At 40.8% G+C, this 20,672-nt stretch carries 22 protein-coding genes; 10 read left to right on the forward strand and 12 right to left on the reverse strand.

Annotated elements, in window-relative coordinates:
* The first annotated feature begins 57 nt into the window (after positions 1-57).
* Positions 58-534: a hypothetical protein gene (locus DWY55_RS22180; protein WP_120178045.1), complete on the forward strand. Its 477-nt coding sequence runs from the start codon at positions 58-60 to the stop codon at positions 532-534.
* Between the two features lie 79 nt (positions 535-613).
* On the opposite strand, the gene DWY55_RS06350 is transcribed toward DWY55_RS22180, so the two are convergent.
* Positions 614-1,894 (reverse strand): DUF3440 domain-containing protein, encoded by a 1,281-nt coding sequence (locus tag DWY55_RS06350; protein ID WP_117958695.1) that lies wholly within the window; start codon positions 1,892-1,894, stop codon positions 614-616.
* Between the two features lie 141 nt (positions 1,895-2,035).
* Between DWY55_RS06350 and DWY55_RS06355 the strand changes: the two genes are divergently transcribed.
* The 6 genes from DWY55_RS06355 (at position 2,036) to DWY55_RS06380 (ending at position 6,035) form a co-directional block, all read left to right on the forward strand.
* Entirely contained in the window at positions 2,036-2,275 is a 240-nt protein-coding gene (locus DWY55_RS06355; protein WP_117958694.1) for a DUF6965 family protein, read from the forward strand.
* Between the two features lie 10 nt (positions 2,276-2,285).
* Positions 2,286-2,972: a hypothetical protein gene (locus tag DWY55_RS06360; protein WP_117720828.1), complete on the forward strand. Its 687-nt coding sequence runs from the start codon at positions 2,286-2,288 to the stop codon at positions 2,970-2,972.
* Positions 2,956-3,381: a GIY-YIG nuclease family protein gene (locus DWY55_RS06365; protein WP_117720827.1), complete on the forward strand. Its 426-nt coding sequence runs from the start codon at positions 2,956-2,958 to the stop codon at positions 3,379-3,381. The genes DWY55_RS06360 and DWY55_RS06365 overlap by 17 nt, the downstream gene beginning before the upstream one ends.
* 42 nt (positions 3,382-3,423) lie before the next feature.
* Positions 3,424-4,503 (forward strand): competence protein CoiA family protein, encoded by a 1,080-nt coding sequence (locus tag DWY55_RS06370; RefSeq protein WP_117720826.1) that lies wholly within the window; start codon positions 3,424-3,426, stop codon positions 4,501-4,503.
* Positions 4,504-5,213: 710 nt separating this feature from the next.
* A complete protein-coding gene (locus DWY55_RS06375) occupies positions 5,214-5,540 on the forward strand; it encodes a hypothetical protein (protein WP_008664637.1) in 327 nt (108 codons plus the stop codon).
* A gap of 213 nt (positions 5,541-5,753) precedes the next feature.
* Positions 5,754-6,035 (forward strand): hypothetical protein, encoded by a 282-nt coding sequence (locus tag DWY55_RS06380; RefSeq protein ID WP_005837084.1) that lies wholly within the window; start codon positions 5,754-5,756, stop codon positions 6,033-6,035.
* A 92-nt stretch (positions 6,036-6,127) separates the two neighbouring features.
* On the opposite strand, the gene DWY55_RS06385 is transcribed toward DWY55_RS06380, so the two are convergent.
* The 3 genes from DWY55_RS06385 to DWY55_RS06395 all read right to left on the reverse strand — a co-directional run bounded on the left by DWY55_RS06385 (position 6,128) and on the right by DWY55_RS06395 (position 9,536).
* Entirely contained in the window at positions 6,128-7,519 is a 1,392-nt protein-coding gene (locus DWY55_RS06385) for an integrase (protein ID WP_120178042.1), read from the reverse strand.
* Between the two features lie 509 nt (positions 7,520-8,028).
* Positions 8,029-8,991: an alpha/beta hydrolase family protein gene (locus tag DWY55_RS06390; RefSeq protein ID WP_008664634.1), complete on the reverse strand. Its 963-nt coding sequence runs from the start codon at positions 8,989-8,991 to the stop codon at positions 8,029-8,031.
* Positions 8,992-9,302: 311 nt separating this feature from the next.
* Complete coding sequence (locus tag DWY55_RS06395; RefSeq protein ID WP_005825578.1) at positions 9,303-9,536, reverse strand: YecH family metal-binding protein; 234 nt, start codon at positions 9,534-9,536, stop codon at positions 9,303-9,305.
* Positions 9,537-9,745: 209 nt separating this feature from the next.
* Between DWY55_RS06395 and DWY55_RS06400 the strand changes: the two genes are divergently transcribed.
* Positions 9,746-10,459: a hypothetical protein gene (locus DWY55_RS06400; RefSeq protein WP_008664631.1), complete on the forward strand. Its 714-nt coding sequence runs from the start codon at positions 9,746-9,748 to the stop codon at positions 10,457-10,459.
* A 72-nt stretch (positions 10,460-10,531) separates the two neighbouring features.
* Here the strand turns inward: DWY55_RS06400 and DWY55_RS06405 are convergent, their stop codons facing one another.
* Genes DWY55_RS06405 through DWY55_RS06415 form a run of 3 tightly spaced genes read right to left on the reverse strand, consistent with a single transcriptional unit; the run spans position 10,532 to position 13,719 of the window.
* A complete protein-coding gene (locus tag DWY55_RS06405; protein ID WP_035448488.1) occupies positions 10,532-12,541 on the reverse strand; it encodes an alpha amylase C-terminal domain-containing protein in 2,010 nt (669 codons plus the stop codon).
* Positions 12,542-12,572: 31 nt separating this feature from the next.
* Positions 12,573-13,019 carry a YhcH/YjgK/YiaL family protein gene (locus DWY55_RS06410; RefSeq protein WP_005825575.1) on the reverse strand — a complete coding sequence of 149 codons (447 nt, stop codon included), beginning with the start codon at positions 13,017-13,019 and terminating at the stop codon, positions 12,573-12,575.
* A gap of 34 nt (positions 13,020-13,053) precedes the next feature.
* The gene (locus tag DWY55_RS06415; protein ID WP_008664625.1) at positions 13,054-13,719 is read right to left on the reverse strand and encodes a DUF2461 domain-containing protein; all 666 of its coding nucleotides are present in this window, start codon (positions 13,717-13,719) and stop codon (positions 13,054-13,056) included.
* A 335-nt stretch (positions 13,720-14,054) separates the two neighbouring features.
* Here DWY55_RS06415 and DWY55_RS06420 point away from each other — a divergent pair, with 335 nt between their 5' ends.
* Positions 14,055-14,285: a DUF6965 family protein gene (locus DWY55_RS06420; protein WP_009038443.1), complete on the forward strand. Its 231-nt coding sequence runs from the start codon at positions 14,055-14,057 to the stop codon at positions 14,283-14,285.
* 104 nt (positions 14,286-14,389) lie between these two features.
* Here the strand turns inward: DWY55_RS06420 and DWY55_RS06425 are convergent, their stop codons facing one another.
* The 4 genes from DWY55_RS06425 to DWY55_RS06440 form a co-directional block, all read right to left on the reverse strand.
* Positions 14,390-16,087 (reverse strand): alpha-amylase family protein, encoded by a 1,698-nt coding sequence (locus DWY55_RS06425; protein ID WP_008664621.1) that lies wholly within the window; start codon positions 16,085-16,087, stop codon positions 14,390-14,392.
* Between the two features lie 32 nt (positions 16,088-16,119).
* Positions 16,120-16,929 (reverse strand): patatin-like phospholipase family protein, encoded by an 810-nt coding sequence (locus DWY55_RS06430; protein WP_005825568.1) that lies wholly within the window; start codon positions 16,927-16,929, stop codon positions 16,120-16,122.
* Positions 16,930-17,214: 285 nt separating this feature from the next.
* Positions 17,215-17,724: an ECF transporter S component gene (locus DWY55_RS06435; protein ID WP_165859511.1), complete on the reverse strand. Its 510-nt coding sequence runs from the start codon at positions 17,722-17,724 to the stop codon at positions 17,215-17,217.
* Positions 17,725-17,793: 69 nt separating this feature from the next.
* On the reverse strand, positions 17,794-18,915 hold the full coding sequence (locus DWY55_RS06440) for a DUF362 domain-containing protein (RefSeq protein WP_009038441.1): 1,122 nt from the start codon (positions 18,913-18,915) through the stop codon (positions 17,794-17,796).
* Positions 18,916-19,084: 169 nt separating this feature from the next.
* Between DWY55_RS06440 and DWY55_RS06445 the strand changes: the two genes are divergently transcribed.
* The gene (locus DWY55_RS06445; protein WP_005825555.1) at positions 19,085-19,732 is read left to right on the forward strand and encodes a DUF4476 domain-containing protein; all 648 of its coding nucleotides are present in this window, start codon (positions 19,085-19,087) and stop codon (positions 19,730-19,732) included.
* A 108-nt stretch (positions 19,733-19,840) separates the two neighbouring features.
* Here the strand turns inward: DWY55_RS06445 and thiD are convergent, their stop codons facing one another.
* A complete protein-coding gene (thiD, locus tag DWY55_RS06450) occupies positions 19,841-20,668 on the reverse strand; it encodes a bifunctional hydroxymethylpyrimidine kinase/phosphomethylpyrimidine kinase (protein ID WP_022402457.1) in 828 nt (275 codons plus the stop codon).
* Positions 20,669-20,672 lie beyond the last annotated feature (4 nt).

The following is a 20,672-nucleotide window of genomic DNA, read 5'->3' on the forward strand; positions in this document are numbered from 1 at the left end:
AGCACAAGGGGGCAGAATCGCTTGGTTTTAGGGGGCAGCTTACACTGGATTTTCCACATGTGTCTGTTCCTATTGTTATCATGTGGCAGCTCTCATAAAACTGTCAAGTCCGATGCAGAAGTAATCAGAAAGGACAGCACGAGTGAATCGGTCGATATCGTACATGGGGCAAGTACCTCTTTGAGCGAACTCATTACCGCTAATGGTAACTATGTGATTGATTTCCGTATCTATGATACAAGAAAACCGCCCGACAGCCTGACCGGGAAATCTCCGTTATTGGCTGACGGTCATGTAGAAGGTGATTTCAATAAGAAGGAGGATAGACAGACGGTAGTAGCCGATACTACGAGTGTCAAGGCTGATAAAAGAACCATTTCCAATACCCGTGAGGAAAAACGGTCAGAAACTATAAAAGAAAAAAAAGAATCCACCTTGCTTAAACAAATTGGTTTTGCTTGTGTTTGTGTAACCGTTTTGATTGTCGTTATGCTGATAGTAAAACATTGGCGCAACAGACAATCTTCATCATAAGACTTTAAATTTATAAATTGGACTGCTCTGGCTTGCGAAAGTCGGGGCAGTTTTATATGTTTACTGTACAATGCAGTATTTATAAAATATCCTTGTATTTTTTCAAGGCATTGCTCTTCATTTCATTCTCCTCCTTGGTTAGGGCGAACCCCATATACTTGCAGGTATGGTCGTTACGCAGGATACATATACACATACGCTTATAGGTGGGAATTTCTCGGAACTCTTCTATGTCAATGTCATCCAGGTAGTCCATTCGTACTGGTTTCTTGTCTGTCCTATAGTTGGTGCTGTCACCTACCTGGATGGGGATATTGCGGTCTTTCAGCTTCTGTATGACTTCATCACTGAGAACTCCACCCTTTTCCTTCCAAAATTTGATACTGGTTTCCAGCTTGGCCTGGTATCTTCTCCTGGTATGTTCCGGCAGGGTCGAAAGCAGGAATTCCATGAATGACTTCCAGGTATATCCATCCGGCAGACGTATCGCTCTCCTTCCTGCCGCACGGGTATTGCCGTAAAGTCCGGCAAAGCCGACTCCGTTTACACGTCCTATCATCCGTCCCCAAGTATTGGGGTCAATGACTTTATACAAGGCAAGGCTCTCAATGGCCTCACTGATGAATGGACTTGCCACCCGTTGCCGGTCAAGGCTTACCCCGGCTTGGTAGTAGAGGTCGTATAGTTTATTGTAATCCCATCGGAATTTGCCGTTGGCAATCCATATATCCTCCGTTTTCCAGTCGAACAGTGGGTATAGGTTATACACACCCTCACCGATTTTCGTGCTCCATTGGTAATCCTTATATTGCTCTTTCACACCTCGATAGATTGTGCGCCAACGGTTGTAGCTTTCTTGGGTACGTATGCCCACCAGACAGCAGGTACGCCGTGCAGCTTTCCGTTGATGGAGCCAACGGGAAAACTCTGTCTGAAATTCATAGTCCCACATCCTGCGGTTATAGAAAGGGAAATCGTCTACAGTCATTGCGCCCTCCGGCATTTCTCTGACCCATGCTTCCTTTTTTGCTTCGTCCCAGGGACGCCAGTAGTTCTGGTACATGGAGGTACAGGTCGTTACACGGAAAGGCACGCAGACACGGTACACGTCCAGCATGTCCTTGTTTGCCTCCAATACCCGGTCCACATAGTCAATGGTCATACTGTACTGTATCTCATAGTCCATGTGGAACACTCCAATCCTGCGCTTCAGCCGGTTCCTACGCATATAGTCCAGACATAGGTTCAGCAACACTCCGCTATCCTTTCCACCTGAAAAGGAAATGTATATATTGTCGAACTCTTTAAAAATCACTTCCAGTCTTTCCTGGATTAATTCATATACATTCTTTGGGCTCATATGGTGTAAAAAATTATAAGTAGTGACAAAATTAATGCAAAGCCTCAATATTTCCTATAACTTCGGCTTCTATATCATTTGTAATTGGCTTCAATTATCTATATTTGTGCAGGCTAATTCATAAAAACATAAATAGCAATTATGGCAGAAGAAAGTAAATATTCCTATGACGAGGAATCCGTCAAGGCAATAATCGAATGGGCACAAACAACCCAGTTACCCAAGGAGGTGATGCTAAGTGAGGCAGAACATATTTTTGACACCTCTATGTATGTTAATGCGAATATCTGCGATATTAAGCAGCACTATCCGGATGCTTTCTACAATCCGGCCATTGATAGATTGTATCGGTTGAAGGAATTTATTGAGTCAAACAATTAACTATATAGAAATGACATTTCCTATTTTAGACATAGAAAAAAGTAGCGTTGAAAAATATTTGAGTAATATGGTTCAAGACTCAAATCATCGCTTTAAATCATGGGAATATTGCTATACGGCATTCGGTAATTTAGATTCAGTAGACTATTTATCTCTTCACCTTGCTTTTTATTTAGCGAGTTGGGGAATGTATAGAGGTAGTTGTGGAATACTTTGGAAAGATTATACGATTCATATGGATGCCGTAAACATAATAAGGAAATTTCATTCCCTACGAAAAGAATGGTTTACAATGGATGATGTTTCTCAAATAATGAAGTTGTACAATGCGCTCAAAGATTACTACAGTAAAATCACATATTATAAACCGGAAAATAAGACTTCATCCTTAAACCTTGCTGCGACAGATACTCTGATTACTAAAATCATGTTGGGAACCATTGGCTGTGTTCCTGCATTGGATGACTTGTTTAAGCGGGCATTTCATTGTCAAGGCAAGCAGTTTGACGAAGAATTATTAAAGCGGATAATTGATTGTTCTCAGAGCAATAAAGATACAATACAGCAATGCCAAAGATATATTTCTGAAAAACTTCACTACCACTATCCATCAATGAAAGTTGTAGATATGTGTTTTTGGCAAAAGGGATTCGATGATTTAAAAAACAGAGTAACCAAGAATGGCAAAATTAGATGAGGTTTTAAAATTAGTGAGATTATACGAAGAGAAGTATCGTCACCCAAGTCTTACACGTTTTTCAGTTAGTAACAAGTATGATTTGTTTCCTGGGAAAGAGAATATGGAAAACTGCTGGCCCCAATGCTACCCATATGCCGATAGGCCTGGAGTCTATTTGATTATGGACGATAAGGACAATGTGCTATATATAGGTAAATCATCCGTTGCCATTGGCAGAAGGCTTGGAAGTTATTTTTGTTATGATGGTGAAGGGAAATGCCGGGTTAGAAGCCCTTATTGGAGCACGTCACCTAAATATATTGCAGCTATTGCGGTTCCATTTGATTCGGCTTTTGAATGTGCCGCTTTAGAAGAATTCTTATTAGCCAACGTGCAGACGACTGATAATTCCATTTTTCAAAGATAAAAATGAATATGACTTTTGTTGAATAAAGCATGATTCTTTAATATGGCAGAACTCAAATATACGTATGCTCTTGATAAGAATGAAAATTGCATTGGTATTGGAAATGCTCAGAAAGGAATAGAATATCGATGTCCTCATTGCAAAGGAGAAATGGTTGTAAAAGAAGGTTCTATTAAAGTAAAGCATTATGCTCATAAGATAAGACCGCAAAACTGTAGCTACGAAACTTATCTTCATGCTCTTGCCAAGAAAAGAATTGAAGAGTGGTTTAATTCAGATAGTGCATTAAATATCTCTTTTAGAACAAAAGATAGATGCTCTAATTTTGAACATTGTCTATGGAATCATGATGACTATACTTCTTATTGTGAGAAAAAATCGAGCCGATCTTTTAACTTAAAGAATTATTACAATGTAATCACTCGAGAAAAAACATATAAAGGTTTCCGGGCTGATTTACTTCTTTCTGATTCTGAAAATAGACATGAGCCTATTTTTATTGAGATTTTAGTTTCACATCAATGTGAGAAGGAGAAGATAGAATCTGGGATGCGTATTATTGAAGTTGCTCTAAGCTCCGAATATGAATTAGACGATATTATAAGAAATGGAATAATTTCAGAAGATGAAACAACAATGTTTTATAATTTTAGGCGTAAAGATGGGATTACTAGAACATGTGGGATGCAACTCAATAAATTCGTATTATTAGAATCAATGAAAGGTTTATATAAGCGTATTAGTTGTAATGAATATACCCATCGATATTCATCTGCTATATTTGAGATTACATTCGATTATTATACTAATCGTACTATAGATCCTTTGACTTTTGGTTGGGTAATTGCCTATAAAAATTATGAAAATGTGAGAAATTGTTTCTTATGTAAATATTATAAAACGAATTATTATACGAGCGAGAGGATATGTTGTTTGTATAAGAAAAAAGGTATTGAAAGGCATTGCAAATCCAGTGAGGCTTTAAGATGTAATGAGTTCAGTATTGATAAAAATATTATAAATGAAAACTGTGATTATTTATCATATATTACATATAATATCTGGAAAAAAGGTATGGGGAATGAGGGAATAGATTATATAAAAGGAAAGGTAGCCCAATAAGTTGCCTTTTCCTTTGTTCATATTTCAGTAACAATTCATACCTTGTATATGACATGTCGGGGCTTTTTCGTTTGCGTGCCTTTTCTTTTATAAAAATTCCCTCAAATCACGTAGGGAATTTCAGAAACACATTTGTCTTTATAGTAGAATCCGGTGTATAGTGTTAGTATAGTCCTTCTTTCAGCCATTGCAGTTTCTTTATACTGGATTTACAGAATGTTCCAACATTGTGTGCTCTAATTGATTGTAGATATTGAAAGGAACATGCTGGACCTCAGCTTTTATGCGGCTGAGGTTTTGTCGGAGATAAGAGTACGTTGTTGAACGTGCGATGGAAATATGTGTTTAACCAAATTATTAGTTATGAAAAAAGTAATTTATATGGTAATTGCATTTGCTATGGCTTTAGCCGGGTTATTTATGCTTATGTTTATGTCATTTGATTAGTGAATGTCTGTTTGTTGACTGTTTTATAGAAGGGGCAGCTTATTCAGCTGCCTTGTTCCATTTCCCAGGAATTAAGTAATCCATATTGTGTAATTATTCCCCATGTGTGGTACTCAGTTCCACATATTTCCACACATAATTATTCCTTCTTGTTTTTATAATATGCTGATGTATAATGTATTATGTACTGATGTACATCATGGCATATCGTTTGTCCTATAGTTAATACAAAAACTATATTTATTTACTTAAAACTTACGATTATGAAAAAAGTATTGGTAGCATTAGCAATGGTTATGGGATTAGGCAGTTCAGTAGCATTTGCTTACGTGGTTTCTGGAACACAGTCTGTAGAGCAAACTCAGCAAAATCCTCAGGATGAGTTCACAAAAGTGGAAGTAAAAGACTTGCCTCAGGCAGTTATGAATGTCTTGGCTAAGGACTATGAGGGGGCTGTAATAAAGGAGGCTTTCATTTCCGAGAAAGAAACCGGTAAGATTTATAAGGTTGTGTTGACCATCACCAAGGAAAATCAATCCACTGAAGAAGTGACGGTACTTCTGAATGAAAAAGGAGAAACTGTAGAATGAATGGAAACTCTGTAGTGGTTCGGCATCCATCTACAGAGATGATTTGAGATACTTTTATGTCTATCTCGTTAATGCGAAAGGGGCGGCTGAATAGTCGCTCTTTTTGTTTATATTGTAATAATAGTTCGTTTCTTTTTTGTCAGAAATTCCTATTATAGAGGGTTGTTTTATACAAAATAATGTTTATATTTGTATTCTAATCCCTATTGTATTATGAATGACAAACAACAACTTCTAATTGATTGTATTTCCCTTCTTCCCGTTATAGGCATTCTGGTTTTGATAACTGTTGCCAATGACCAGCTTGTTACTATGGTTGCTGCCTATGTGCTTTGCGGAGAACTCTTATGTGTATTGGTTAGCAGGATATTAAATTTGTACTATATTGATGTGGCTTTTGTTTGGTTGGGTGGGATTATGCTTTGGCTGTGGTATTGGCTCTGGTTGGAGTCAAGCCATGTAGTGATGGAGATTGTGGAAAGGACAGTTGAATGAATCGCTTCTTTTTCAGTAAAAAATCCCCGTAGCTGCTCAACTACGGGGATGGTGTCAAATAACAGAGTATCAATATGAGATACTAAGTGAGCCTATTCCATTACAGATAAATCATTGTCAACTTCATACTGGTTACAGCCAAAAGCCGCACACATTAAAATAAAACGTTCTTTTATACCTAATCCAGTATATCTGTCTACGGCTCCACTGCCTTTTGCATGAAGTCCTGCTGCGTATTTATCTATCTGAACTTTATTCATTAAATCTACATGAGTTTTACGGGCAAGTTTACTGCTTGCAATCTCATATATGGATTTGTATTCATTTGTTCCCAATGCCGCACTAAACATTGCCACTTTCCGGCTAATCTCACAGTATTCAAGTAGTTTTTTTATTTGATAATTGTACCCGGTTTCACCATTGCCATCAGGATAATAGGGTAACAAAGCATTGCTTGGTAGCCTACCTTTATACTTCATAATAATATCATAAGCAATACGAATGATGGGAGTTTTTATCTCAGTGCGTATAAGTCCATCCTTGTGTGTTTTTTGAGGTAAATAATGAATGTAAGGTATTCCTTCTTCAATGCTGATATTATCAAAAGTGAATCGTCTGAAATCACCTATACGGCAACCGAAACAACATTGAACAACGAATACATCTTTTACTCGCTGCAATGTTTCGGGACATTCTTTGTGGACAACTTCATTGAATTCTGTTTTGGTGAGAAAGAAAGGCTCGTCATATTGTTGCTTCATAATGGACTCTTTTTCTTTTCCTATCTTGCGGAAAGGAGATACGGGAATAACATCATTACTTTCAAGCTCCACCATAAATGCTTGTAATAATAATAGTTTCTCAGCAATTGTATTCTGGCTTCTTTCCTTTGATGGTATATTCCGCTTATTCATTTCTGCGTACAGTTCTGGAAATTTTTCAACCAGAGTGTATTCTTTGCGTAGAAAATCACGAAAATTTAGAATATGTTCCTTATTGAATTCATTGACCGGCAACCCGTCAATGCCATTGATAATGAGGAATCGAGTCAGTTCCCTTATCACTACATCGTAATGTTTCTTTCTGCCGGGACCTATTACACCTGCATTTAGCCATCCGTCAACATAGCGTTGGAACATACTACACATGGATTCCTCTTCACTGCTGATGTTATATTTTTCAGGATGTAAGTGCTGGTCTATTAAGATTTCCAGTTTTTCACTGGTTAATTCTTTGTTGCTCCCATAAATGGATAAAATTAGATTCTTCCGTTCTTCAATAGATGTGTTAAATGATGTTCTTATGTCTAACTTTATAATACTTTTAGCCTTATATTTTTCAGTCTTGGCATCCCAAAGAGTAGGAGAGACCATAATATCTGATTTGTGGAATAACTGTACATTGCGTCCATCAGATAATCGAAATCTGACATTTACCTCTTTATCCTTCTTCCCAGTTCTTATAAATGCTTTTACTGTAGTCATATATTCTCTGTTATATCGGTTGTGCAAATATACATAAATTGCACAACTCAGTTCAAATATTGCACAACATAATGCAATGGTATGCAATATAATATTTTTATATTACTCTGATTTTTAATATTATGTTATATGTATTGGTTTTATAGTATTTTATATTCCGAATCGCAACGGAATCACAAGGAAAAAACCGCAAATGGCTAATAAAAAGCTTTTGCGGTTTTCTTGTTTTAGAATTAGAAAATGTCCGCATTTTGTCAGCATAGGTTGTAATGGGAAACAAATTGGAGTATTTGGTTTACATTGCAGGCAAGATTTATTTGCGATACCTGGAGAAAAAATTATCAATCCAACGGACTAGATATACTATAATAACTCCGGCTATGACCATACTGATAATACGTACCAACATAATTTATAGAATTAAAGATTTGTTTTTATAGAATAATAATGTGCAAAGATAATTGATTGGTGGAGAAACAAAAACTCTGGAAAGGATATAAAGATAGGAATTAACGCATATTTTCACGGATATAATCTTCTATTGTAAAATCACTCTTATATCTAGATATTTCCGGATTCTTCTCTACAGTCGTAATGCAACGTTTTTCTTTACCAAGTACCAACCGGTTTAGGAAGCTCAGGATGTCATGACGATTATCCTTCATAGGAGAATAGGATAGGGAATGTCCTATACCTTCCGCTATATAGAAATAGTATGCTGTCTCTTTTTCTTTCAGTTGCATACAGATAAAGTTTGAGCCCCATAGCCCCATTTCCTCTTCTACTACTGCCTTAGTAAAAGGAACCGTGCTGTCGGCATCACCATGGAACAACATAAGAGGACAAGGGGACATTATCCATTTTGGAATACCATTGGCACAGATTGCTCCAGAAAAGGAAATGACCCCTGCATAATTGAAATTGGCAGGTAATCTGTCCGCAAAAGCCGTTTGATTGCAAATCTCATACTCTGCTTGAAGGGCAGTTATCGCACCTGCACTTGAACCGCAAGCTATAATTTGTGCAGGATTTATTTGCCATTCTACACTATGCTCAATTATATAATTTGTAGCATCACCAAAATCTTCTACAGCACAAGTGATTGCTTGTTGCAGGGCAGAAGAGAATCCTTGCAAGTCCGAATACTCCGATTTATCTATATCCTTTAATTGGGTACGGTAATCTGTTGATACTACCACATAGCCGGCTCGTGCCAAAAAATGAAAATAAGAAATGTAATCGGGATTATCTCTTCTCCCGCCTTTGAAACCTCCCCCAAATGCAAAAAGAATGACGGGCTTTGATTGTGTCCCTTGTATTTGATCAATCATTACATACTTGTCCAGTTTCAGAGTATCAACCTTTTTGATGGCAAAAATATATGTTTGCTTGTCAATATGCTGTGCATGCACAACAGTAGCTATACTCAATAATGAGCATGCCATCAAGATAAAAATAAAGCGTTTTCCCATATTCAGTTTATTCTATTAATGCTGCGTGGATTATCTGACCTACAAAGATAGAATAAAACTATAACTAAAAAGGGGAAAGATGACATTTAGACATAAAAAAAGGCTATCTATCCCAGACAGCCAATCTTTTTTATTAACCTTAAATCTAATACTATGAAAAACACAGTACAAAGATACGTACTTGCAGGAGATATCCAAATTTTAGCGGGTAATCAGCGGATATTATAACATGGTTTAGTAGAATATTATTTCCGTTAACTATTAACATAAATAATATTCAATTTAACAGAAGAAGGAATTAATATTCCTCATCAGTGATTGCAAACTTTAGTCATGTCCACTGTAAATCCACCATTGGCGGGTATAAATTTTCCTTTTCTTTTAAGAAATTCTATCAGGGTATCTACATCCATATTGTTGGCAGAGCAGGTGAAAAAACGCTGCTGCTCGCCGAATTTTTGGATAATGGCTTCTCTCAATGATAACTCAGTATAACTATTACCTTCCATCATGTGAAGGACTTCATGTGCATGTAATTGTTCCATAATCTTTTTTTGTGGCAAAGATAATATGATATTCTAAGTATAAGTGTAACATATGTGACAAAGCCCAACACACATATCCGGATATTTGCTTTTACGTAAAATAACACTTGTTACGACTATGCTAAAAACCTCAAAAAAAGTAAAAAGGTTTTGCTTCTATACCATTGTAAACTAACTTTGAGAATCAACTTTTAAATGAATTAAAGCATATGAAAAAATTAATCTTATCTATTGCACTATGTTGTGCAGCTACGAATTTCTTTGCGCAGAATGCTGACCCTGCCCAGTTGGTCAACGATGGTAAGGCTGCTCTTGAAGCTAAAAATTACCAGGAAGCTTACACAAAATTTAGTACTTATCTGACACAAACAAACAACCAAGATTCCGTAATTGCATATAACTGTGGCGTTTGTGCCGATAAGATAAAGAAACCTGCCGAAGCTTTGAAGTATTTTGATATTGCTGTACAGAAAAAGTATAACCTGGCAAATGCTTATATAGGTAAAGCCGGTGCTTTGAAAGATTTGAAGAAAAATGATGAGTATGTTGCCACTTTAAAGGAAGGGCTGGAAGCAAATCCCGGTAATAAGACATTGACTAAATTGTATGCCACTTATTACGTAAATCAAGGTATCATGGCGCAGAAAGCCAAAAAGATGGATGCAGCCGAAGAAGCATTTAAACAAGCCATAGCTATCCAAGCAGATAATGTAAATGCACTTAACAGTCTGGGTTCTTTGTATTATAGTAAGGGTGCCAATACCATGAAAACAGATGTAGAAAAAGCAAAAGTTGAATTCAAGGAAGCCAAAGAATATTTGGATAAACTTATTCCATTGCTCTCTGCAGACAAACCAGCTCAAAAGAAGATGATGGATAATGCAAAAACGATGTTGAACTTCATCGACAGTCAATTGAAATAAAAGACTCTCCTATATAAAAAAGAGGCAGATATCTGAATTGATATCTGCCTCTTTTTTAATGTTATGAAATGATTATTTAGTTCTTTTCAGTACAACAGCTGTACGTGCCGGTATGTAAAGCTTCAGCCACTCCTTCTTGTCTTTTTTATAAAGCGGATCGTGAATGGTAAAATGTTTGATGGTATCATCCGTCAAACCATTACCGCCATAATCTGGATTATCTGTATTCAAAATAACTTCATAAGTTCCGGCAGGAACCAAGAAACCGTAATCAGTAAAAGACTGCTTAGGGTTGAAGTTGAATACAAAAATCAAGTCCTTGCGCATATAGGCCAATACCTGGTCACCGTCATTATGCCATATTTCTTGGACCGGAGTAGCCTGGAAGTTCTTTATGCTTTTTACAACTCCCAACATGGCAGCATCAAAGTCACCCATATAATGATATGCCAGATTCTTGTTGTCCACCAAATCCCATTGACGGCGGGCATATTTACAAGACCAACCGTTACCTTCACGGGGGAAATCAATCCATTCCGGATGTCCGAATTCATTGCCCATAAAGTTAAGATAACCGCCATTGATAGTAGTCGCAGTCAGTAAACGTATCATTTTATGGAGAGAAATGCCTCGATTTACGGTATAGTTCTCGTCTCCTTTCTGCATGTGCCAGTACATATCCGCATCAATCAAGCGGAAAATGATGGTTTTATCGCCCACCAAAGCTTGGTCATGGCTTTCCGCATAGGAGATGGTCTTTTCATCTTTGCGGCGGTTGGTCACTTCCCAGAACATGCTGGATGGCTTCCAGTCTTCATCTATTTTCTCCTTGATTGTCTTAATCCAATAATCGGGAATATTCATGGCCATACGGTAATCAAATCCGTAGCCGCCATCTTCATATTTTGCCGCCAGTCCGGGCATTCCCGATACTTCTTCGGCAATGGTGATGGCTTTGGCATTGACCTGATGGATAAGCCGGTTGGCAAGTGTCAGATAACAAATGGCATTGTCGTCTTGATGTCCGTTGAAGTAATCTCCATAATTACAGAATGCTTCTCCCAAACCATGACTATAATATAACATGGAGGTTACTCCGTCAAAGCGGAAGCCGTCGAAATGATATTCTTCCAGCCAGAATTTACAGTTAGACAGCAGGAAGTGAATAACTTCGTTCTTGCCGTAATCAAAGCAAAGTGAATCCCAAGCTGGATGTTCCCGACGTCCACCGGGATAGAAATATTGATTAGGATCACCGGCAAAGTTACCCAAGCCTTCCACTTCATTCTTCACAGCGTGTGAATGGACAATATCCATGATAACGGCAATCCCCATACTATGGGCTGTATCAATCAACTCCTTCAGTTCTTCCGGAGTACCAAAACGGGAAGAAGCGGCAAAGAAACTGGAAACATGGTATCCGAAGCTACCATAATAGGGATGTTCCTGGATAGCCATAATCTGTATGCAGTTGTAGCCTTCTTGGGCGATACGTGGAAGAATCTTTTCCTGAAATTCCTTATAGCTACCGACCTTTTCCTCCTGCTGAGACATACCGATATGGCATTCATATATCAATAAAGGATCTGTAGATGGCTTGAAAACCCGCTTTTTCATTTTATAGGGTTTCTCCGGAGCCCAAACCTGGGCACTGAATATTTTAGTCTGTTCGTCTTGTACGACACGTGTAGCCCATGCAGGAATGCGTTCACCGCAACCACCGTCCCAATGTACCATCAGCTTGTACAAGTCACCGTGTTTCACGGCATCAGCAGGAAGCTTGATTTCCCAATTACCGTTTGCTTTACGCTTCAAGCTATATTTTTTTTCTTCTTTCCAATCGTTAAAAGTTCCGACCATAAAGATTTGGGTTGCGTTAGGCGCCCATTCACGGAAAACCCAACCATCGTCAGTACGATGCAGGCCGAAATAGAGGTATCCGGATGCAAAATCAGACAAGGTTAGTTTTCCTTTGTTGGTCAATTCCGATTCTTTGTCTATGGCATGTTGATGACGTCCGTTGATGGCATCGGCAAAAGGTTCCAGCCATGGGTCATTCTTGATTAAATTCAATGTTTCCATAAAGAGGATGAGTTTTGGATATTTGATAAATTTACGCTTTAACTTTCACAATTATTTTTTTTACACCGTCAGGGGTAATACCCGGAGCATGCCCGTCCTGAGGGAAAAAGATAGCAAACATTCCGGGCTTCACTGCAATATAGTCCTCCGCCAGTCCTTCAAAAAAAGTGATGTCTTTTTCCGCATTGTAAGGAGCATCAACCGGAAGGCAGTCTTGGGCGGCGGTATAACCCATTATCTCCGTACCGGACAAGGGTATTTGAATGTCAATATAGTCTTTATGGGTTTCCAGTTTGGCATTTTCTTTTTCTTTTGGGTTTGTCTGCGCCACGTTGACCAGCAAGTCCTTTCCTTTCAGTTCGGTCTTGCCGATTTCCAAAGAGTGCAAGTCATGTGATTTTAAAAAATCAATGGCCTGCTCAAACAGAGGATGCAGCAAAGTATATTTTTCTATGTTTTCAAGTCTGTCTATAACCATAATTCAAATGTTTTAAGTTAGTTATATAGGTAAATTATTCAAAGTCGTCTATGGTGTAATTCACAAAATCAGAAAAACGCTTCATCTGCTTGAAGATGTCGTCTGTACGATCCAAAAAGTCTGGAGCAAGAAAGAAGCTGTCCGGCTGGCAGCAGGCAACCGTATACTCTTTACACTGAAGGTATTTCAGATAGGGATAGTCCTTTGGAAATCCTTTTGGAGCTGTTTTTAGAAAATTCTCTCCGATGACGGGAAAGTATTGCTTGAAAGCAGGATCTTCCACTATACTGCGAAATTCATCTATATTGTCGTGTACCGCTTGTCGCAGAGCTCTTAACAAGGGCGGGGGAGGACAATAACTTCCACCGGCCAACAAGCAGTTTCCCGGTTCCAGATGCACGTAATAGCCACAATGGTCGGATTTCTTTCCTTTCGCATTGATATATCCTCCCAGATGTGTCTTGTAGGGAGTTTTATCTTCGGAAAAGCGTGTATCACGATAAATACGGTATGTACAGTCCTTTGCTTCTATACCACGGATGCTTTCATCAAATAAAGAGATACGGGAGATAATTACTGTAAGCAAGTTTTCAAACTCGCTGCGGGCGACTTCATACTGTTCCCGGTGAGAATTGAACCATTCACGATTGTTGTTTGCAGACAGTTCTTTCAAAAATTGAAATATAACAGGGATATTCATATCATATTCTTTCCTTATTATCTGCCAAATTTACGGATAATATTTCTAACATGCTACAAAGAAGGGTAAAAAAAAGCATCGGCTCTGGTAAACCGATGCTCCTTACACATTTATCAATCAAACAGACGCTTCTGTTTTTGATGTACTTACTTATCACAAGCGGGTACGTCTCTTTTAATTAATCTTATATCTAATACTATGAAAAACACATTTATATAACACAACAAATTGGAATTTTGTTCATGCAGATGAGGATAACTTTAGCATAAAAAAATGGGTGGGTCATTTTATTCTGCATCCGGTTTGCACTATCTTTGCAAGAAAATATGTAGAATATGGCCGAATATAAATTTGATGAAGATAGCGTTAAAGCGCTGATAGCTTGGGCAAAGAGCACATCTTTCCCTCAAAGTGTAACATTGTCTGATGCTGAGAACATAGTGGATGTGAAACGTTTTGTGCAAGCTAACCTGAGTGACATAGATGCACATTATCCTGATGATTTTTATAATCCTGCCATCACGCGGCTATATCGGCTGAAGGAATATATGGAAGAGAACAAATAAAGACTTGGCACTGATTATGCGGAAAACCACGAAGCGATTAAGAAATCCGTGTTGTTCTGCATAATCAGTGCCAAATCTAATAAATCACCAGAGTTGTGATTCCGTTATAGCTTTATCTTAAGTATCTTTCCTCCATATCCTTCGACGGCCACATTAGTAGCCTTATAGGGAAGCAGACTTATGTTTTCTTCTTTTCCGCTGAGCAGCTCCGTAGCTTTGTACTGGTCCATCTGCGGTATTTGCAGGAAGTCAAAAGCATGAGAAGGAATATTTATGGCAAGGTCTGCCGAGATATGGTCGAAGTTCACGACGAACAGCAGCAGGTCTCTCTCAAATTTGCGCAGGAATGTATATTGCTTATGTTCATTAAAGCGCCATCCGTTGACATTGGCATACATCAAATCGAAGAAAGCCCCCTGAGAGATGGCCTTTTCTTCATTGCAAAGAGTCAGTAGCCGTTTATAAATGCTGTATAGGTGTTTCTGGTCCTCCGTCAGCATCTTGCCGTCGAACTTGCCGCCATTGCGCCAACGGCGGATAGTATCTACACTCCAATAGTCAAAGATGGTTGTACGTCCGTCCCGGCCGCTGAAACCTTCACTATCCATGCCCAGCTCACCAAACTCCTGACCGAAATAAATCATCATCGGATTGGTGTTCATGCAAGCTGACACAATGAGTGCCGGAATCGCCTTGCGTGGGTTACTGGCAAAAAAGTCGGAAGCGATACGTTGCTCGTCATGGTTTTCCAGAAAGTTCAGCATGCGTTTTTCTATACCTCCCAGACTTTGCCAGGAACGGGTGATGGCAGTTGCCGATTCATACCCGCAAGTAACAGCCCGCAAGGTATCATAAAGTCCTACTTTGTCGTATAAATAATCAAACTTGCCACGGAACAAGTAATTCTTGTATTCTCCCGGGTTGTAGACTTCGGCTATAAACAGCAGGGAGGGATATTGTTCCTTGACCTGCGGAATTGCCCATTCCCAGAACTCTACGGGAACCATCTCGGCCATATCGCAACGGAAACCGTCTATGTTCTTTCCCGCCCAGAACAGCATGATATCCAGCATCTTGGTCCATGTGTCGGGAATGGGGTCGAAATGGCAAGTCCCGCCGTTCTGGTAATCCACTCCATAATTCAACTTTATAGTTTCGTACCAATCGGTGATGTTTGGATAAGCATCAAAACGGTTGTTTCCGGTAGCTTTTGCCGGAAACTCCCTATAAGGTTCGGCGGCTGCACCTTTCATGTCAAATTGGCCATGCAGTTCCGATTTCGGGATATAATAGAAGTTATTATATGGGCTGAACGCATAATTGGTATCATCGTTTGACCCCAGTTGTGAAGTGCCATCCGGCTGGGCATCCGAGTGATATTGACGGGCTACGTGGTTGGGAACAAAATCTATGATAACCTTCAGACCGCTACGGTGAGTGCGCTGCACCAGATTCTCAAACTCTTTCATACGCTCCGGTACGTCCTTGGCGAGATCCGGGTCGACATCATAGTAGTCCTTGATGGCATAGGGAGATCCGGCTTTACCTTTCACTATGGCCGGATGGTCGGGTTGGATATTGTGACGGCGGTAGTCAGTTTGCGTAGCATGCTCGATGATGCCCGTGTACCAGATATGTGTAGCGCCAAGCTTCTTGATTTCTCCCAACGCCTTGGCTGTAAAGTCGGCCATCTTGCCGCATCCATTTTCAGTGATGCTGCCATTATTGATGCAGTGGTTATTGTTGTTTCCGAATAGTCGGGTGAACACTTGATAAATAATCAATTTGTTTTCGTCGTTCATTTCTTTGTTTTCTATGTTATAGAATGGTTATTTTATTCTTTCCAAATGCTGCCTTTGTCAATGAGCAGGCGTTCCAATATATCATTGGTCGTATTATATCCCTGCATGAATATCTCCTCCGCCTTTTCCAGCTCTGTATTGCTGTATCCTTCCAAGTTATAAGGTTCTATCAGCAAATCAGCCTTCTCGCGTTCAGGAAAAGAGTTGGAGCGGAACATAAAATTATAGGAACGTAAGGCAATGCTCACAATGTTCATTTTATACTTGGTCGCCATCAGAGGGCTGACATTCACGGCAATCACTTTTTCGCATATACGGCGGAGGGTAGAGACAGGCAGGTTCATCAGCAGGCCTCCGTCCACGTAATGGGTGCCGTCTATATTGACCGGGGCAAACAATACCGGCATGCAACACGAAGCTGCTACGCGTTCGGCGATGTCCCCTTTATGGAAATGTACCAGACGTCCGTGGTCCAGGTCAGTAGCTGTAATAATCAGAGGGATTTGCAGTTCTTCCAGTTTCTTGGATTTCAGATTGCTTTTCAGGAAATCGATGAATTCTCCCAATTCAAACAATCCGACTTTGGGAATCACCAGTTTGGTCAGGTCCTGAAACTTGTGCCCGGCAAAGTAGTCAAGAACTTTATGCGGTTCATTGCCGTCGGCGTAGAATACCCCGGCCAAGGCTCCGGCGCTGACTCCGGAAAGTATATTGGGCTTTATGTCATGTTCCAATAAGGATTGCATGGCACCCAAATGGGCAAAGCCTTTGATGAAACCGCCGCTTAAGGCAAAACCTATTGGATATTTTTTAGTGAACCAGTTGTTCGTTACTACTTCCATGTTGAAAATATGATATATTGTTCGGCACGAAATTAATGATTTTATTGTAGGGAGAAAGGAAAATAGCGGAAAAAAGTTCAAAGTATTAAGAGAAAAGTCTTCTCTATTAAGGAGAAAGTTTTTCTTAGTTAGGGAAAAAGTTTTTATCAGTTAAGAAAAAACTTTGTTTATGGTTTGCGGATGTCTATCCCAAGCCTTGGGATAGACATCCGCAAACTGGGGATATGTATCCGCAGTGTGCGAACAAAGTTTTAGGATTAAGGGATACTGTTTGAGAATATACGTTTATTTCTTTGCGATTGCTTTCAGCAGTGCATATCCTCCAAACCACTGAATCAGCATGCCCGGAATGCCCATACGGAAATCTTGCACTGCCAAAAAGAAATTACCGCACAGTGCCCATTCAAAGGTCGTACCGATAATTTGATAGGAGAGGATTACACCCAGCAATGCCAATAAAGAGATATTCTTGGCATAGCGTGCAGCAAGAGCGGCGGTTCCGGCCAGCAGACCGGACTTTATAAGTATGGCCGGCAACACGGCTGCTGCAGGCATGGCAAAAAGCAGATGATTGATGACCGGAGACAAGAGAGCCGTCAGCAGACCTACCTTGAAACCATATTTATAAGCAGCTATCAGTGTAAAGAAATAGATGGGAAGCAACGTCGGACCGCCTGCTGGGACCAGATGGCAGAGTTGCGGCAAGGCGATGTTTCCTGCCACGAACAGCAGGGCGAATAGATAGGTCTTTACGTTGCCGAAAGGCAAAGAATAAAGTTTTGCAGATGTTTCCATTTGTATAATATTATGCATTAGTTGATAAATCTATTTTTATTATGACTGTTTAAAACTGAAAAGGTTTAATCAAATCTTCACCAATTCATATTCCATGGTTCCCAATCCTATTTTCTCGGCATGGCGCAATCCGGCAAGCCAGTCCGTGTCGGGGTGCATCAAGTGGAACTTGTCGCATCCACACAAGTCGTCGTGCTCGTGTGCCGTGGCAAGGCAATTGTTACCGTGCAGTATCGGGGCTTGGATGACCATATCTGCACATGCCTTGTCCAGTGCAACCGGGTCTGCCGAAGCCAGAATGCCGAGGTCGGGCACGATGGCGGCATCGTTGTGGTTCCAGCAGTCGCATTCGGGAGATACGTTCATGATGAAGCTGATGTGGAAATGGGGCTTGCCCATAACGACAGCGAGGGCATATTCCGCAATCTTGTAGTTCAGGCGCTCGGAAGTATCTTCGGCTCCCATCACGGCACCGTCGTGCTGGCAGAGGGCTACGCACTGTCCGCAACCTACGCATTTGGCGTAGTCTATTTCTGCCTTGCGGCTGGCATTGAGGTGCACAGCGTCGTGTGCGCAATGCTTCACGCAGATGTTGCAGCCGATGCAGCTTGCTTCATCAATCTTGGGTTGCGAGGCGCAATGCAGTTCCAGCTTTCCGCCTACGCTGGCACATCCCATGCCCAGATTCTTCAAGGCGCCGCCAAAACCGGCTTGTTCGTGCCCCTTGAAGTGGTTCATACTGATTACAATATCGGCATCGGCTATCGCTGTGCCGATTTTGGGTGCCGGACAATATTCCCCGTTCAGAGGGATTTCGCGGTAGTCCGTTCCCTTCAGTCCGTCACCGATAATGACCTGGCACTGGGCCGAGATAGGGTTAAAGCCATTCTCCATCGCACTTTGCAAGTGGTCTACAGCATTGGCACGACGACCGGAATACAGCGTGTTGCAGTCCGTCAAGAAAGGTTTGGCTCCCAGGCTGCGGAGCAGGGTTGCCATTCGAGCTGCATAATTGGGACGCAAGTATGCCAGGTTTCCGGGTTCGCCGAAATGGATTTTAATGGCAGCAAAGCTATCTTTCAAAGGAAGTTGCTCGATGCCTGCCCTTTTCAGCAAGCGTTCCATTTTATCCAAAAGATTGGATGTAGGGGAGGTACGCAAATCAGAGTAGTATACTTTTGCTTTTTCCATGTGTTTTTACCTATTTATAGTGATAGTATCTGCAAAAATAACGGATTATTTCCATATTAATAGGTATATGGCTAAAAAAAGTAGGGAAATCCCTTTTGACAAATAGGGGGATAATAAGAGGTCTATCCATGTTTCTGCCTACCTTTGTGGCAACTAAAAACTCGATAAGATGAAAACAATCAGACTAATTATTGCGGGACTGGTAATGACGATGGGATTCAGCAGTTGTTCCAGTTTGTTTTATGATGCTAAGGTAGATGTGTTGAACAGTATCCAGAAGGGGATGAGCAGGCAGGAGGTCACCAAGATATTGGGAACTCCAGAGTATCGCCGCTTCGACCGGGATATAGAAGAATGGGAATATTCCAGAGTGCTGTCCGGTAAAAGTAATATCAGCCGAACTCAGATTGTCGTGACTTTTGAAGGTGGGAGAGTCGTTGCAATGGACTCATTCTCCGGAGAGCCACGTACGTTGCCGGTTGTTCCCAGTGAAGTAGTGATAGATTCTCCAGCTCCGGTTTATGTCAGGGGGATGCACCCCGAAGACTTCCGGCATTTTTATGAAAAAGTGAAGTCCCGCCCTTTCAAGGATGATCAAATCGAAATGATGAGAACTGTTGCCCGAAACAACAGTCTGAACTGTGTGCAATGTGCCAGTTTGATGGCACTATATACTTTTGATGACGACAAGATGAAAGTCCTCAACATATTCGCTCCCAATATCGTAGATCCGGAAAACTACGAAGCGATTTTAGACGTCATTGATTCACTGTTCAAGAAAGACGATGCCAAGAAAATTCTGGGCATACGCTATTAAGAAGCAGGCATGTCGAAACGCATTGTCCGTTGGTGCCAAACACATGATGTATCGGAGGCTGACAGATAATGCGTTTAAGGTAAACAGATAATGCGTTTCGACGAGCTCTTATTCCGATAAAGGAAAGTGCCATAACGGACCGTTCCCGTGCCCTATATCCATGTTTTTCCCCCGGTTTATCGCAGTACCGATATACTCTTTAGCCTTGCAGACCGCTTCATCGAGTTTGCTGCTACCGGCAAGAAATGTAGCTATGGCAGAGGAAAGGGTACACCCCGTGCCGTGCAGGTTACGGCTCTCTATTTTGGGATTGGAATAGAGGATGCATCCGGATGGCAGGACGTCAGCCCCGGCAGAAGGTTGCCGGCAATAAAGCACGTCGCACATGTCATTGCCCTCCAGATGTCCGCCTTTGACGAGAACAGCGGTATTGTATCTGCAGGATAATTCCTGTGCCGCTTGCTGCATCTCCACAGTGCCGGCAATGGTTCGCCCCCAAAGCAGGCTTGCTTCATTCAGGTTGGGAGTAATGAGGGTGCATAGCGGAAACAGTTCCGTCTTAATGACTTGTATGGTTTCTTCGGTCATCAGCCGCCGTCCGCTGGTCGATATCATGACGGGGTCATAGACTATACACTCCGGAGTATATGTCTGAAGACAATCGACAATGGTGGTCACAATACCGGCATCATATACCATACCTATCTTGACGGCATCCGGCCTTAAATCATCCATAACAGAGGTGATTTGTGCCTTAACCATATCCACAGGTATCGGATAAACCGATTGTACTCCCAGTGTGTTTTGTGCAGTAACAGCCGTGATGACGGAAGCGGCATAACCTCCCAAAGCGGAAATGGTCTTTATGTCTGCTTGTATGCCTGCACCGCCCGAACAGTCGGAACCGGCAATGGAAAGGATAATAGGGGGAAGCATGAAA

The organism is Bacteroides sp. AF25-38AC (assembly GCF_003602995.1).
Taxonomy (GTDB): domain Bacteria; phylum Bacteroidota; class Bacteroidia; order Bacteroidales; family Bacteroidaceae; genus Bacteroides; species Bacteroides uniformis.